The following is a 14,149-nucleotide window of genomic DNA, read 5'->3' on the forward strand; positions in this document are numbered from 1 at the left end:
GGATATGTATCATTGGAACTCTGAGACTTGTTCACATCATCATTAGGATGTAATCGAAGTTCACTATCTTTTTCTTCCAGCCACTTGTTTCCTGCATAGGCGATTACTTCATTGACATTCATATTAGATTGCGTACCACTGCCAGTTTGCCATACTACTAATGGAAAGTGGTCAAAAAGTTCCCCTGCCAGAATCTGGTCAGCTGCATAGGTAATGGCATCAGCTTTTTCTTTTTCCATTAATCCTAGTTCGCTGTTTACAATTGCTGCACTTCTCTTTAGAATGGCAAATCCTTCAATAATTTCTGCCGGCATTAATTCATTTCCAATTGGAAAATTTTCTTTACTGCGCTGTGTTTGCGCCCCCCAGTATTTGTCATTTGCTACTTTTATTTCACCTATAGTATCACGTTCGATACGATAATCCATCACAGTCTCCCCCTTTAATCTGATTTCCCCTATATTGTATCAAAAAATGCGGGCAAAGTAGTAATAAAAATAATACTTATGTGCAAACAATTATGTCAGACTCATTCAAACTCGCCTGTTTCTTACAATAAAAAATAGCGACAATTTGTCGCTATTTTGTCTCTACATATGGCAGGCCTGTGCGGAAAAGACCTTTTGTTTCCATTCCGCCCAGCCCTTTTTCACCTGTCAGGGTATTTTTTAACACTTCATAAACATTCACTTTCTCCATAAACGGAGTGTAGGCTACTTTTGCCACAACATAGACTGGATCTAATGCATGAATATTGACACGGTCTGGGGAACTTGCAAAGTTTGCGCCTGCCCGGATAATCGACTCAAAGTGTGATTGACAAGCACCAGCAAAAATAATTAACTGATCAAGATTCGGCTCCCAATTCCTAGCCTTTCTGACTGTTTCTACATAATACTTGGAGTTACGATAGGCAGCTAACTCTTTTTTCGATCCTTTCGCCTCTGAATAAGCGTCATGACCTGTCACCACTAAAATCTCCGGCTGAATCTTTCGTATAATGTCATCAATTTCTAATGGAAATTCATTTTCCTGTAAATAGACTCCATGAACTTGCAATCCCAGCCTTTGATATAAATCAATACACTTTTTTAAGTAGAGTCGGTCACCGTCAATGTGCAGTACTTTTACAGGCAACTGAAATCGCTGAATGTCTCTCGGTTCATTTTTTCTATGTTCATATTCTTTTTTATCTTTCATTAATTGATAATCCTGGCGAAAAAGACGGTAAGAATACTCTTCCTTATCCTTCATTTCCTCTTGCCTTTCCCTTAAGAGATCTTCAGGCAATTCCCTAACATCATCAATTGGTGCATCTGCTTCTAATCGCAAATCTTCTCCATGTAAAATTACCGTTTCCCCTGTAATCTTCTTAATACGGAATACGATATCATGTTCGTGGGAGTAACGGGTAACCAGCATTCCTGTTGTCAGTTTTTTCACCAAATCACCAACCTTCATAACCTTCTAATACTAGGCTATGATCAGGATGGTGATTCTGTGAAATTTATTTATTATTTAAGGATAAAGTCCGAAAAACTCTTCCAGTGTTGTTTGCTGTTCATATACTTCTGTTGCTAATTCTTTCCCGACATATCGAACATGCCATGGTTCATAGCTATACCCAGTAATACTTTCTTTCCCTTCCAGGTATCTTATAATAAAGCCGTAATTATGTGCATTCTCAGCAAGCCACTGGCCTTCATCTGTTTGAATAAAACCTGGTTCAAGTACTGCAACTAATGCTGCTGAGGCTACATCCATCGCCAGTCCTGTTTGATGTTCACTCGTACCTGGTCTCGCAGAATATCGATCTGCATGTTCCTGTCCATTTTTTGCCACATTATTTTCATAAATGACTTTTTGGCGATCATATGAACGATAACCGGAAACCGCAACAAATTCTAACCCGCTTTGTTTGGCATCTGCAAATAATTGCTCCAATGCAGTTGCTGCAACTTGTCGCATAAGACGTTTCGGATCCCCTTCTGCCGCATAAAATGATACATTTGGTTCCACTAAGTCAGCTGGTTTATATCCATCAGGCAATTTCCTTTGTTTATTAACGATAACTTCCACACTATCCGGATCTTCAACTACAGTCAGTGTATTCTCGATAGTTGTTTTATTGTCTGGAACAGCTACCGCTTCATCTGCTTTTTCTTCTGACTGATTTTCATCATTATTTTGCTCTGAAGTTTCCGTCTCCTTTGATTCGGATTCTTTGTCAGCCTCTTGTTTTTCAGTTGTTGTGTCTGCTTCTGAATCTTCTTCCAATTCTGGTGTCTCTGGGATTTCCGCATTGTCTTCCGATTGTTTGTCCGTTTCCTCTGTTGTTTCCTGTTCCGGCTCTGCTTTACCAGCATCTTCCGTATTCTCTTCAGTCACTTGTTCATCATTACTCGATTCCTCTGCCGGCTGTTCTGATGTTTCGTTCTGACAGCCGATTAAGATAATCCCCATCAATATCAAAAGATATATTGTTTTTCTCATCTCTATAAAATCCTCTCTATTCATTACTCATTCTAATATATCATAAATTCCGCCAAAAATTAATAAACCCCGTCCTTTACTTTCAGACGAGGTTTATAATTAAGCTTCCCAGATATACTGCTTATATTGTTTACTAAGGGTCTCAAATGCTGGCTTGTCATTGCGATCTATCGCTAGATTGATTTGCTCTTCTAAGCGTGCTTTGTTCCAGTTAAAACAAAGATCATCTAGCATTAACTGTGAAGCAAGCTTAATTTCATAAGATATTTCCCTTCTTGCTAATATAGCTTTTTTACGGTTTCTTTCAAACGAAATCAATCGGTAACTAATCTTTTGTTTTTTCATGGAGCACGCCTCCTTTTAACTATATGTTTATTAAGCAATTCCCATTTTGGTGCCTGTCTAAACCTATGTTTAATTGAAAAGCCTGTCATTTATTTCAAGTTCACTTATTTCATGTGTTTTTTTCTGCAATTGGACAGACTATATCTAGACTTTTCATTTCAGTGTGTGTTCAAGAAGTCGGTTTTTGGACATCCTCTATCAGTATTTGATAAGCTTATAGTACAAACATTCAGTCTCTATTCTTTAGAAAGTGCGGGGGACAAATCATGGATCAATATGATAAATATAAAGAGGGAGAAAAAGGTGCCTGGATTAGTATATTCGCCTATTTAATTCTTGCCAGTATTAAACTGATAGCTGCTGCATACGGAAATTCAACAGCATTGCGTGCAGATGGCCTGAACAATTCAACAGATATAGTCGCCTCTGTCGCTGTACTTATTGGGTTGAGAATTTCCAGAAAACCGCCTGATGAAGATCATCATTACGGGCATTTTCGAGCTGAGATGATTGCTTCTCTGATAGCAGCATTTATTATGATCACAATCGGCATCCAAGTGTTAGTTGGAACAGGAAAGTCAATTATACTTCAGGAATTCAGCGAACCTGAGCTATTAACTGCATGGGTGGCGCTAGGTTCTGCGATTGTTATGTTCGGTGTATATTTTTACAATCGGAATTTAAGCAGACGGATAAACAGTTCTTCACTGAACGCTGCAGCACAAGACAACAAATCAGATGCGTTAGTCAGTGTAGGTGCCTTTATTGGGATAACTGGCGCTCAATTTGAATTATACTGGTTAGATCCTCTTGCAGGAGCAGTTGTTGGATTCATTATATGCAAGACAGCCTGGCAAATATTCCGGGATGCTACTCATACATTAACGGACGGATTCCAACCTAAGGAGTTAACGAAAATAAAAAAGAGTATTCATTCCCATCCAAATGTATTAGAAATAAAAGATGTCAAAGGCCGGATTCATGGAAATCAGTCACTGATAGAAGCAACAATATTTGTTGATCCCCAACTGACAGTAGAAGAAAGCCATCATATTACAGATGATATTGAAGAGAAATTAAAGGAAGAACATGACATTCCAAGTGCCCATATTCATATAGAACCATATGAGCAGAATAGGTTTGATTAGGAGTATGGGGATAAACTGGTATAATTATCCGAATGATCTGATCATTTCGGATTTTTTGTTTCCTTATAATCAATTCTCAGTGATTATAAGCAATTAATCTTATGGGGAGGGTCAAGTTCTTTGAGGATTCGTACTTCTTATAAGTGGATGCACGTTAATGTTGCATTGAATATCTGGAGTAGAACGAAAACCTCCTTAAAAACCAAGAAGATTTCGCATTAATATCCATTCAAAAACGAAATCTTCCGATGAATTAGTTGTGTATACACTGTTAAATGGTTAATACCAAAACAGTCATTATGGAACTTAGGACAACGAGGATGATATGGACTCTCAACCATGCCAATATGATAGCAACAGCTCCTGCAATCAAACCAATGTATGGCTTTTCGGGCACTACTGTCATAATCCCCGGAAAAACTAATGCTCCTAATGCAGCGTAGGGGATTGCCTGAAGCCATTTATTCATCCATTTGGGAAAACGTATGTAATCGACAATAAATGGTGGAATTATTCTGGGGATAATTGTCACAAGTGCCATCCCAATGATAATCACCCAGATCATATTCTTTCCTCCTCTAAGACAAATACACCTGCTAAACCACCTATTATGGTTCCAGCAACAATGCCCCATCCTTGTCCAATAACAGGACTAAGAATATAATTTACAAGCATCGCGACAATACTGATAACAGCAATTCGATGGTATTTTTTAATGGATGGTATTAAAAGTCCGATAAACATGGCATAGAGAGCAACTCCCATACTCTGGCTTAAAACAGCAGGAATAATATCACCTAACACTCCCCCTAACAATGATCCTAAAACCCAGGACAGATAAGAAGTGAGCATCAGTGTTCCATAGAAATAATAACCATATTTGTTATCAACTTGTTTATGGAAAATGGAAGCTACCGAAAATGTTTCATCTGTTAAACCTAATGCTAGTGGAAACTTCCATCTCATCCTGTACCTTTTTATTTGATTGATAAAAGAAAGACTCATAATAAAATGCCTTAAATTTAAGACAAATGTGGCGACAATAATTTCGGCAGCACTTACACCAAGTCCAATCATATTCGCTCCCATAAATTGAGATGCACCAGCATAAACAAACAAGCTCATTCCTGTTAATTCTGCCAATGTCATCCCAGATTGCTTTGCAAGTACACCATAAGCCAGGGCAATCGGTAAATACCCAACAGCAATGGGAACACCTGCAATCATCCCATCCCTTATCTGGCTTTTTATTAATTGTTTTCTTTCTGTGTCCATAACCATTCTCCGTTAAATTGATTCTTCTGTATCTTGATCCGTTAAAATAACCGGACCTTCCTTCGTGATAACAATGGTATGTTCAAACTGAGCAGATCTTCCGCCATCAATGGTTCTGGCAGTCCACCCATTGTCATCCATTTTGCTTTTCCAGTCACCTTCATTAATCATTGGCTCAATCGTTACAACCATTCCTTCTTTCAGGCGCGGTCCTTTACCTGGGAGTCCATAGTGCGGGATATGAGGCTCTTCATGAATAGTACGGCCAATTCCATGACCCGTAAAATCTCTCACAACAGAAAAACCTTCCCCTTCAGCATATTGCTGAATGGCATGGCCGATATCGCCAATTCTGTTACCATGGATCGCTTGTTCAATTCCTTTATATAAAGAAGTTTTTGTCACTTCTAATAATTTCTCTGTCTTTTCATCAGCTTCCCCAACCACATAAGTCCAGGCAGAGTCTGCTAAACCGCCATTCAGGTTTACCACCATATCAATTGTTACAAGATCACCTTGAACTAATTTCTCATTACGAGGAAACCCGTGGCAAATCTCATCATTAATGGAGGCACACGTTGCATATTCATATCCGTTATATCCTTTTTGTTCAGGTGTTGCCCCATGCTGTTTCAGAAATTTCTCAACAAATTGATCAATTTCCTTTGTCGTAATGCCTGGCTTCATCATTTTAGCAATTTCTTTATGACACTTTGCTAATACTTTACCTGCTTCATGCATCATTTCTATTTCACGTTTGCTTTTTCTTGTAATCATTCATAACTTCCTTTCTTACCACTTCTTTTCACACTTCTAACAAGTTTATCATATTTCCTTTAGATGGAGAAGCAAGACTAACTTGTATTCCTGCAAACTTTATGAACCGATTGAATGGAAAAACTGACGAAGGACAGTTGCCTTCGCCAGTTTCTGAATCGCTCTTATGTTGAATTGCTTAGTAACCGCCGTAACCCCAAGAAGCACCGATAATAATTAATAGAATGAATAATACGACGATTAAAGCAAAACCTGAGCCGTATCCACCACACGCTTGTGCACCCATCATTTATCCCTCCTTTATTTCGTACACTTATAACGTATGTAGGATGAGGATAAATGGTCCATTAATTTCATGAAAATGGGTACTTACCTACTTAAAAATATCTTTCACACTATAATATTCACCGTTCTTTATATTATCTGCATCTAACAGACGATCAACAAGAACCTGTGCAACAACATCAGTATCACGTAAGCTGTTATTTGTCTTATATGCCTTAAATTTCTCTACATCAGCAAATTGCGTTTTGTCTGCTGAACGGATTTCTCCCTGCATCTCTGTATCCATAATACTGGGATCAAATAAAAATACTTTATTACCTGTATTCAGTTCATCCTGTTCTAACGCCACAGTGGCAGTATAACGATCCAGACCAGCTTTTGTACTGCCATAAGCATTCCAGCCGTAAACAGATCTATTGGCTGCACCTGAAGTTACATTTGCTATCACTAATGGAAAATTACTGTCCCGAAAGGAATCCAGCCATAAGTTTGTTATGATCATCGGAGAAAGAAGATTAACATGCACATGATTGACCAGCTGACCTGTGTTTTGTTTTCCTGCTTGCTCAATCGGTGTTACTAAAGCTGCATTCTGTACTAATAATAATGACTCCATATCTCCCTTTTCTTTTACATCATCAATAATTGATTTAAAGATATTCTCCGTTTGGGATAGGTCTGATAAGTCTGCTTGATAATAAGAATAGGTACCGGGAAGTTCAGCGTCAGTGAGTGATTGATTATTATTTCTTGCTATACCAATAACATGACAGGAAGCCTCCATCAGAAGCTTTGCAATAGATGCTCCTAATCCTTTAGATGTACCAGTTACGACAGCATATTTCATTCCTTTTCACCTCTACTTTTTTGCATTATCTAATGCGTGGTTTAATGTTGAAATAATGTCTTCCACATCTTCAATACCAATGGAAATACGGATCAGCCCTTCGGTGATGCCAAGCTTTTCCTGCGTTTTCTTCGGTAAACTGCGGTGGGATGTACCAAGCGGGTAGGATACCGTTGTTTCCACTCCTGCCAATGTTGCCACAATCTTAATCCAGCCTAATGATTGCAGAAATGTCTTAATATCTGCATTTTCAGTTATATCAATCGTAACAATGGCTCCTTTCCCTTGCTCTGATACATATTCTGGATAATAGACTCTATCAACAGCAGGGTGAGCCTCTAACGCTTTAGCAACTTTCTCTGCATTCCGAACATGGCGTTCCATTCGTACTGCTAACGTCTTTAAACCTCTTACAGTAAGCCATGCTTCAAATGGACTTAAATTGCTGCCAAGATTAACACACTTTTGACGTGCCTTTGCGATTAAGTCATCATTTCCAACCAGTACTCCTGCTGTAATATCACTATGGCCGCCAATATATTTGGTTGCACTGTGAACGACTAAATCGATACCTAATGTATAGGGACGAACTAAATATGGTGTTGCAAATGTATTATCAACCATTGTTTTTAACTGATATTTTTTAGCGATTTCTATAACTTTAGTCAAATTCTCCACGCGCAATAATGGATTGGTAATAGATTCTGTATATAACAAGACCGTGTTAGATTGGATATGTTGCTCGAGATCCTCTTCAAATGATACAAAGCTCACTTCAATTCCGAACCCTGTTAATTCATTCGCTAATAATTCATATGTACCTCCATATAAATCATGTGAAGCTAATACATGGTCACCAGACTTTACTATTGATAAAATTCCTGCCATGATTGCAGATAAGCCAGAAGAAGTTGCTATCCCTGCCGGTGCCTCTTCAAGATCAGCTACAGCCTGTCCTAATTCATCAGTATTTGGGTTCCCTACTCTCGTATATAAGTAATCCCGCTCACCTGTATAGAAATTTTCAATATCCTCCAGGTCATTTCGTTTCATTGTAATATGTACAGACTTCGTATCAAACCCTTGTCCCATTCTAATCTCCCTTTCTATGTTCTCTCAGTATACTTTGTCGTAATTCAACTGTATTTATATGAAAAGACTTCAATGTCCTTTGCAGGAGTCCATTATTTATTATATCTATTAATATAACGGAAAAAAAGCCGAAAAATTTAAAAATACCAATTCTCCGGCTAACTTACTAATCTCTAAGCCATGTTAAACATAATGTTCCATGACCTGTATGGACCCCTGCAACAGGGACTAATGTTTGAATTTTGATTTTAAGCTGTTGATGTTTCTTTTCAAGCTCTTCTTTCCACTGTTGTGCATGTTCCTTAACACCTGCATGTAAAATACATACCTCTTTTAGATGATAATTATCCATTGCCTCATCAAACAATTGAAACATTCTCTGTTTTGCCCGTTTCTTAATTCTTACTTTATCCTTTACAACTACTTTGCCATTATCAAAACCTAATATTAAGTGAATCTTTAATAAGGATGCAAAAATAGACTGTGCAGCGCTTACTCTTCCACTTCTTCTTAACTGTTCAAAACTCTGTGGCATTAAATACATTTGCGCTTTATCTGTATAGGATTGCAGCACTTTTACTACGTCTTCCAGTTCACGACCATCTTTTGCCATGTTAATTCCGTTTTCGATCATTTTTCCAAGTGCATAATCTCCAATTTTTGAATCAATCACCTCAACAGGAAAACCCACCATTTCTGATGCTGAAACAGAACTTTGATATGTTCCTGTTAGCTGGCTTGACGCATGCAGTGCAATCCCACAGTCGTATTCTTCCTTTAATTTCTCATATAGTGTAATAAAATCACCATAAGCAGGCTGACTTGTTTTTGCATTATTGCCATGTGTCTGAAGTAAATGATAAAATTCATCTTTTGATAGATCAACGTCTTCTTTATATGTTTTGCCACCAATAATTACATTTAAAGGTAGTATATAAATATCATTTTCCTCTGCAAACTCTTTTGAAAGTCCTGATGAGCTATCTGTAATCCATGCAATCTTCTTCAACGACCTTGCCCCATTTCCTGCACAATTGTGCCTCTATATGTGTATGAATTAATTTTAACGGATGCATATTAGGAAGTAAAATGATTTCGACAATTATTCACAAAGGATCGAAACAACCCCACTGATCAAAGTCTCACTTTATCACAGCGCTAAGTGTCAGTAATTCCCCCGCTTTTTATTTCGATTATATATAGAAAGTAATTGGGGGCATAACTGACTCTATGCATCCTGATAAGTTTCGCTAATGATCAGTGGAAACAACCCCACTGATCAAAGTCTCACTTTATGCGAATCGATAATATATTAATATAAATGTTGCTAAAACAAAGAGAAAGTTTAAAAAGACAAAAATAAACTGATCTACTTTTGTTTTATGAATTCTGATTGGCGGGTGATAGAAAGAAACCCCTTCAATTATAAAGATTAATAACACAATATGAATCATGGCATGACCAACAATTTCTGTCATCCCGAACAACATACTTGTTAAAATGAAAATGACTGTTACTACTAACCCCAGTATACGATTTAAGATACCGACAACTAATAAATAGCCGACAACAAATTCAACAAATGCTGCCATTACAATAAAAATCTCCGGGTCAAAACCAAATGTAGGTACATTATGATTCATCACAATATCTAATGTCATACCAGGATAAACCCATTTTTCCACAGCTACCCAGCATAAACTTAGCCCTGTTCCCAGATAAAGAAAGGGAAATCCCCAATTCTCAAATCTTGTACTGCCTATAAGTAATACAAAGATAATGGCTAAATAAAACCCGTAATCCAGCATGTAAAACCAGCCAAAATCAGCCCATACTGTAATAAATAACACGGACATTAATATTGCAGCAACTTTTGTACTGTAATGAATTGGTATAAGCAGTGCCACAATGATAAGTACCATCATAACGGTTTGCCAAGTATCCGTTATAATAAATTCTGGTGCAAACATTGTTCCTGAAAAAAACTGAATAATAAATGCTAATGCCGTACCGTATTTAAGAATGTAACGGGAGTATTTACGAAAGCCGTTCAAAAAATGATCTAACTTATTTGCATACGGAATCTTTAATAAATATCCCATAATTTGTGGTAATATTGCTAATATGATAGCTACAATCAGTGCAAACGTAATGAAAAATGGACTTAGTATTTGTTCCACAGAGACTTTCTCTGGCTCTACTTCAGCAAACCACTTTACATGAGCATAAGTAGTTATTGGCGCTGTGATGGTGAATGCTATGAATATGGACAGTAAACCTTTGTTCGTTTGTTTCATTTTATTCTCCTTTTATATGCAGGATTAATGCTGATACTTATCAGAGCGCTAACCAATTTTCTAAGTGAAAGGACTTGATAATTAATGAACAAAACCCAACTTGTTCTTGATATAGGTGGTGTATTAGCTACTGACCTGGACGATTTCTGGTATACATTGTCTAATGAAGCGAGACTTCCATTAGAAGAAGTTCGGTCCATTTACAAGGTAGAAATCAGACAGGACTTATGGCGTGGAAATATTACAGAACCTGAGTTTTGGACATGGCTTACCACTACTTTTCCCAAAATTAACGAAGATTATTTAAAAGAGTGTTTAATGAATTGTTTAACTCCTTTAGAAGCAATAAACTATCTTAACCGCTGGGCAAGTAATGCTGATATTCATATACTGAGTAACCACCGTGCAGAATGGATTTACCCACTTCTTCAGCCATTTAAACATTTGCTTTCAAGTATTACCATCTCTTCAGAAGCTGGAGTTGGAAAACCCGACAAACGGATTTATAAATTATGTATGGATCAAATTGGTGACAAACATCCTGTCATTTTTGTTGATAATAAGATGGAAAACCTTGTTCCTGCAAGAAAAATCGGCTGGCAGACAATACTCGCTGATTCCAGCAACCAGTGATCACAAAAGTGGAGAGTGCCCTAATCAGCTAACATTCTTTTCCTCTTATATAAAAAAAGCAGGGTTGCCCCTGCTTTTTTAAATAAACTTATATTCTTAATGCATTGCAGCATGACCTGATGTTAATACCCAGATAGATCCGAACACAATGACAAGTGCCAGAAATACACTGTAGATCATGTTCACAACATTTATCCAGCCTTCTTTACCTTCTGTAACGTGCATAAACATAAACAGCTGAATCAATGCCTGGAAAATAGCTAATGTACCGATAATCCAAACAACGATACTATCTGAAAAGCTCGTATAGAATTTAACAAACACTGCTAACAATGTTAGTGCGATCGAAAGGATAAAGCCAATTAAATGGTTCCACGGAAAACGACTGCTGTGTGTACTGCTCATTTTATCCCACCATTCCTTTCAAATACACGAATGTAAAAATGAAAATCCATACAACATCCAAGAAGTGCCAGTATAGACTTGCAATAAAGAATTTACTAGAAGTCTTTTCTGTAATCCCGCGTTTTGCTATTTGGAACAGCAATAAACTAATCCAGATAATTCCAAACGTTACGTGAGCTCCGTGTGTTCCCAATAGTGTGAAGAATGCAGCTGTAAATCCACTTGTTTGGATTGTTGCACCTTCATGGACATAATGAATAAATTCGTTAATCTCCATATAAAGGAACCCGGCACCTAATAACAAAGTAACGATAGTCCATACGATCATATCATTTTTAGCGTTGTTTCTCATAAAATGGATTGCAAGGCCTGCCGTAAAACTGCTTGTTAATAACAGGAAGGTTTCGATCAAGACATCCTTCAAAATAAAGATGTCTTGACCTGCAGGACCTCCTGCTGTATTGTGTTCCAACACAAAGTAGGAAGCAAACAATGTGGAGAAAAGCACAATTTCAGCACCCAGGAATATCCAGAAACCTAATATATTCATTTGACTCTGATGTGAGCGGTATTCTAACGGCGTATTCGCTTGTGTCATTTCAATTCACCTCTCCACTCTCGTTCTTCTTCTTCTAATTCATCCACTGGAATGTGGTAACCATCATCATAATCAAAACTGTTGGCAACTAAACCAATGACAATTAAGATCGATGAAATTACCGCCAATGTAAACCATTCGAATACAAGGAAGAAACCAACAATACCGAAGGCAACACCCAGGAATATTGGTGTCCAGCTATTGCTTGGCATATGAACAGGTTTTAAATCAGATTTCTTAATCCCTGTTTTTCCTTCTTTTTTCTTATACCAGAAATCATCTATACGGTCCACTTCAGGAACTACCGCAAAATTATAATGTGGTGCTGGTGAAGCTGTAGCCCACTCAAGTGTACGACCATTCCATGGGTCACTTCCTACATCTCTTGATGCATAACGGAAGCTCCAGTAAATGTTATAACATAATGCAGCAAAACCTGCCGCCATAACTACTGAACCTACTGCTGAGAATCCTAACCATGGAGCCCAGCCTGTGCTTTCTGAATAAGTGTACATACGACGAGACATACCGTCTAAGCCGACAAAGAACATTGGCATAAATGTCATATTGAATCCAATTACGAATAACCAGAAATGCCATTTACCAATTTTCTCATTCAATTTAAAGCCAAACATTTTTGGCCACCAGTAGTATAGTCCAGCAAATACAGCGAATACTACACCTGGAATTAATACATAGTGGAAGTGTGCCACTAAGAACATTGTATTATGATACTGATAATCCGCTGCTGCCATTGCAAGCATAACCCCTGTTACCCCACCGATAGTGAAACATGGGATAAATGCTAATGACCAGAGCATGGCATTCGAGAATTCAATTCGTCCTTTTCTCATCGTGAACAGCCAGTTAAAGATCTTCACACCAGTCGGTATGGCTATCATAATTGTTGTTAATGAGAAGATAGAGTTAACTGCCGCACTGTTCCCCATTGTATAGAAGTGGTGAACCCATACAAGCATACTTAAGAATGCAATACCTGCAACTGCATATACCATCGATTTATAACCGAATAGATTCTTGCGGGAAAATGTTGCAATAACTTCTGAGAACATACCGAAAGCTGGTAATACTACAATGTAAACCTCAGGGTGTCCCCATAACCAGAATAAGTTAAGCCATAACATTGGATCTCCGCCAGCTGCTACTGTAAAGAAATGTGTACCAAACAAGCGGTCTAATGACATAAAAGCTAATGCTACAGTAAAAATTGGGAATGCTGCAACAATAAGTATGGATGTAACGAATGATGTCCATGTAAAGATCGGCATTTTCATCCATGACATACCTGGTGCACGCATTTTAATAATTGTCACAACAAAGTTAATACCTGTTGCAAGTGTACCAATACCTGCTATCTGTAATGCAATAGCATAATAGTTATTCCCGACACCTGGTGTAAACTCTTTCCCTGCTAGCGGGAAGTACGAAGTCCAGCCTGCATCAGGTGAACCGCCAATAACGAAGGAGATGTTAAATAACATTGCTCCGACAAAGAATAACCAGAAACTTAGCGCATTTAACTTTGGAAAAGCAACGTCACGTGCCCCGATTTGCAGTGGGACAACAACGTTCATAATTCCGATTAACAGCGGCATTGCCATGAACAGAATCATGATAACACCGTGTGTTGTAAATATCTCATCATAGTGCTGGGCATCAAGGAAACCTAATTCAGGTCTTGACGTTTGTGCTTTCATAAGGAGACCGTCAACGCCACCTCTAAAGAACATCAATACACCTGCTAAGATGTACATGATACCGATTTTCTTATGGTCAACTGTTGTGAACCATTCTCTCCACAACCATTTCCATCTTTTTAAATATGTGATTAACGCGACAAGCCCTACCATTGTCAATCCAATTGCTATTTGTGATCCAAGGATCAATGGGTCGCCTGTGACAAAAAATTCATCTAATGACATGTTCTTCACCG

The 14,149-nt window shown here is 37.9% G+C and carries 17 protein-coding genes; 2 read left to right on the top strand and 15 right to left on the bottom strand.

Annotated features, from left to right (window positions below; genetic code table 11):
* The 4 genes from F9U64_RS22780 to F9U64_RS02290 form a co-directional block, all read right to left on the bottom strand.
* Window positions 1-428: lyase family protein (locus F9U64_RS22780; protein WP_266095234.1), on the bottom strand; the 428-nt coding region annotated here is incomplete at its 3' end.
* 151 nt (window positions 429-579) lie between these two features.
* Window positions 580-1,422 (bottom strand): sporulation peptidase YabG, encoded by an 843-nt coding sequence (gene yabG, locus F9U64_RS02280; RefSeq protein WP_228275571.1) that lies wholly within the window; start codon window positions 1,420-1,422, stop codon window positions 580-582.
* Window positions 1,423-1,518: 96 nt separating this feature from the next.
* Window positions 1,519-2,493, bottom strand: a complete 975-nt coding sequence (locus tag F9U64_RS02285) for a M15 family metallopeptidase (protein WP_228275556.1) — start codon at window positions 2,491-2,493, stop codon at window positions 1,519-1,521.
* 99 nt (window positions 2,494-2,592) lie between these two features.
* Window positions 2,593-2,838: an IDEAL domain-containing protein gene (locus F9U64_RS02290; RefSeq protein ID WP_153401238.1), complete on the bottom strand. Its 246-nt coding sequence runs from the start codon at window positions 2,836-2,838 to the stop codon at window positions 2,593-2,595.
* Window positions 2,839-3,104: 266 nt separating this feature from the next.
* Between F9U64_RS02290 and F9U64_RS02295 the strand changes: the two genes are divergently transcribed.
* Window positions 3,105-3,986, top strand: a complete 882-nt coding sequence (locus F9U64_RS02295; RefSeq protein WP_153401240.1) for a cation diffusion facilitator family transporter — start codon at window positions 3,105-3,107, stop codon at window positions 3,984-3,986.
* Window positions 3,987-4,257: 271 nt separating this feature from the next.
* Here the strand turns inward: F9U64_RS02295 and F9U64_RS02300 are convergent, their stop codons facing one another.
* From F9U64_RS02300 to F9U64_RS02335, 8 genes are all read right to left on the bottom strand, one after another.
* Entirely contained in the window at window positions 4,258-4,551 is a 294-nt protein-coding gene (locus tag F9U64_RS02300) for an AzlD domain-containing protein (RefSeq protein ID WP_153401242.1), read from the bottom strand.
* Entirely contained in the window at window positions 4,548-5,261 is a 714-nt protein-coding gene (locus F9U64_RS02305) for an AzlC family ABC transporter permease (protein WP_153401244.1), read from the bottom strand. The genes F9U64_RS02300 and F9U64_RS02305 overlap by 4 nt, the downstream gene beginning before the upstream one ends.
* Before the next feature lie 12 nt (window positions 5,262-5,273).
* Window positions 5,274-6,038 carry a type I methionyl aminopeptidase gene (gene map, locus F9U64_RS02310; RefSeq protein ID WP_153401245.1) on the bottom strand — a complete coding sequence of 255 codons (765 nt, stop codon included), beginning with the start codon at window positions 6,036-6,038 and terminating at the stop codon, window positions 5,274-5,276.
* A 178-nt stretch (window positions 6,039-6,216) separates the two neighbouring features.
* Entirely contained in the window at window positions 6,217-6,324 is a 108-nt protein-coding gene (locus F9U64_RS02315; protein ID WP_153401247.1) for a YjcZ family sporulation protein, read from the bottom strand.
* A gap of 87 nt (window positions 6,325-6,411) precedes the next feature.
* Entirely contained in the window at window positions 6,412-7,170 is a 759-nt protein-coding gene (locus F9U64_RS02320) for an SDR family NAD(P)-dependent oxidoreductase (protein ID WP_153401249.1), read from the bottom strand.
* 12 nt (window positions 7,171-7,182) lie between these two features.
* On the bottom strand, window positions 7,183-8,262 hold the full coding sequence (locus F9U64_RS02325; RefSeq protein ID WP_153401251.1) for a trans-sulfuration enzyme family protein: 1,080 nt from the start codon (window positions 8,260-8,262) through the stop codon (window positions 7,183-7,185).
* Window positions 8,263-8,428: 166 nt separating this feature from the next.
* A complete protein-coding gene (locus F9U64_RS02330; protein WP_153401253.1) occupies window positions 8,429-9,271 on the bottom strand; it encodes a DegV family protein in 843 nt (280 codons plus the stop codon).
* 283 nt (window positions 9,272-9,554) lie between these two features.
* On the bottom strand, window positions 9,555-10,559 hold the full coding sequence (locus F9U64_RS02335; protein WP_153401254.1) for a hypothetical protein: 1,005 nt from the start codon (window positions 10,557-10,559) through the stop codon (window positions 9,555-9,557).
* Between the two features lie 84 nt (window positions 10,560-10,643).
* Between F9U64_RS02335 and F9U64_RS02340 the strand changes: the two genes are divergently transcribed.
* Window positions 10,644-11,192, top strand: a complete 549-nt coding sequence (locus F9U64_RS02340) for an HAD family hydrolase (RefSeq protein ID WP_153401255.1) — start codon at window positions 10,644-10,646, stop codon at window positions 11,190-11,192.
* Window positions 11,193-11,288: 96 nt separating this feature from the next.
* Here the strand turns inward: F9U64_RS02340 and qoxD are convergent, their stop codons facing one another.
* The 3 genes from qoxD to qoxB are packed head-to-tail and all read right to left on the bottom strand — an operon-like array spanning window position 11,289 to window position 14,138.
* Window positions 11,289-11,597, bottom strand: a complete 309-nt coding sequence (qoxD, locus tag F9U64_RS02345; protein WP_153401256.1) for a cytochrome aa3 quinol oxidase subunit IV — start codon at window positions 11,595-11,597, stop codon at window positions 11,289-11,291.
* Between the two features lies 1 nt (window position 11,598).
* Window positions 11,599-12,201, bottom strand: a complete 603-nt coding sequence (gene qoxC, locus F9U64_RS02350) for a cytochrome aa3 quinol oxidase subunit III (protein WP_407647267.1) — start codon at window positions 12,199-12,201, stop codon at window positions 11,599-11,601.
* Window positions 12,192-14,138 carry a cytochrome aa3 quinol oxidase subunit I gene (gene qoxB / locus F9U64_RS02355; protein WP_153401258.1) on the bottom strand — a complete coding sequence of 649 codons (1,947 nt, stop codon included), beginning with the start codon at window positions 14,136-14,138 and terminating at the stop codon, window positions 12,192-12,194. Before qoxB ends, qoxC begins: the two co-directional genes overlap by 10 nt.
* Window positions 14,139-14,149 lie beyond the last annotated feature (11 nt).

It is taken from the genome of Gracilibacillus oryzae (genome assembly GCF_009498735.1).
In the GTDB taxonomy this organism is placed as follows: domain Bacteria; phylum Bacillota; class Bacilli; order Bacillales; family Amphibacillaceae; genus Gracilibacillus; species Gracilibacillus oryzae.

Bases quoted from the DNA above. Each gene is read 5' to 3' on its own strand.
- yabG (WP_228275571.1), bottom strand. From the start codon at position 1,422: ATGCTGGTTACCCGTTACTCCCACGAACATGATATCGTATTCCGTATT.
- F9U64_RS02285 (WP_228275556.1), bottom strand. From the start codon at position 2,493: ATGAGAAAAACAATATATCTTTTGATATTGATGGGGATTATCTTAATC.
- F9U64_RS02290 (WP_153401238.1), bottom strand. From the start codon at position 2,838: ATGAAAAAACAAAAGATTAGTTACCGATTGATTTCGTTTGAAAGAAAC.
- F9U64_RS02295 (WP_153401240.1), top strand. From the start codon at position 3,105: ATGGATCAATATGATAAATATAAAGAGGGAGAAAAAGGTGCCTGGATT.
- F9U64_RS02300 (WP_153401242.1), bottom strand. From the start codon at position 4,551: ATGATCTGGGTGATTATCATTGGGATGGCACTTGTGACAATTATCCCC.
- F9U64_RS02305 (WP_153401244.1), bottom strand. From the start codon at position 5,261: ATGGACACAGAAAGAAAACAATTAATAAAAAGCCAGATAAGGGATGGG.
- map (WP_153401245.1), bottom strand. From the start codon at position 6,038: ATGATTACAAGAAAAAGCAAACGTGAAATAGAAATGATGCATGAAGCA.
- F9U64_RS02315 (WP_153401247.1), bottom strand. From the start codon at position 6,324: ATGGGTGCACAAGCGTGTGGTGGATACGGCTCAGGTTTTGCTTTAATC.
- F9U64_RS02320 (WP_153401249.1), bottom strand. From the start codon at position 7,170: ATGAAATATGCTGTCGTAACTGGTACATCTAAAGGATTAGGAGCATCT.
- F9U64_RS02325 (WP_153401251.1), bottom strand. From the start codon at position 8,262: ATGGGACAAGGGTTTGATACGAAGTCTGTACATATTACAATGAAACGA.
- F9U64_RS02335 (WP_153401254.1), bottom strand. From the start codon at position 10,559: ATGAAACAAACGAACAAAGGTTTACTGTCCATATTCATAGCATTCACC.
- F9U64_RS02340 (WP_153401255.1), top strand. From the start codon at position 10,644: ATGAACAAAACCCAACTTGTTCTTGATATAGGTGGTGTATTAGCTACT.
- qoxD (WP_153401256.1), bottom strand. From the start codon at position 11,597: ATGAGCAGTACACACAGCAGTCGTTTTCCGTGGAACCATTTAATTGGC.
- qoxB (WP_153401258.1), bottom strand. From the start codon at position 14,138: ATGTCATTAGATGAATTTTTTGTCACAGGCGACCCATTGATCCTTGGA.